Genomic DNA, 446 nt, shown 5'->3' on the forward strand with positions numbered 1-446 from the left:
GGTGCAGGGTCACGAGCGTCCCGTGCTCCGCGGGCGTGCCCGAGAAGCTGCTCGGCGTCGAAGGCGTGTCGGTCGGTAGCGGCGTTCCGACCTCGCGCACGCGCCGCCGTTCGATGAGCAGCTTCTCGTGTGCGATCTGCTCGACGTAGGCGCCCACGGTTCGCGCGCTGGCCAGACCGCCCACCTCGGGCGCAGCGCGTTCCAGGGCCTCCATGAAGGCTTCCGCGGTCGCCGGGCGCCGGTCTCGGTCGCGCTCGAGCGCCCGGGCCAGGGCCCGCTCGAGCGACTCCGGCAGCTCGGGCACGAGCTGGCGCAGGCGTGGGATGGGCATGTCGAGCAGGCGGTGCAGCACCTCGACGTCGTCGTCGCCCTTGAACAGTCGTCGTCCGGTGAGCATCTCCCACGTGACGATGCCCGCCGCGAAGATGTCCGCGCGCCGGTCGACC

Annotated in this window: 1 pseudogene; it reads right to left on the reverse strand. The window is 72.6% G+C overall.

The annotated features are described in order from the left end of the window. Positions 1 to 446 (reverse strand): annotated as a pseudogene (locus H7U32_RS10340) (hypothetical protein); the annotation flags it as partial.

The sequence above is a fragment of the Bifidobacterium pullorum subsp. saeculare genome, from assembly GCF_016899725.1.
Taxonomy (GTDB): Bacteria; Actinomycetota; Actinomycetes; order Actinomycetales; family Bifidobacteriaceae; genus Bifidobacterium; species Bifidobacterium pullorum_C.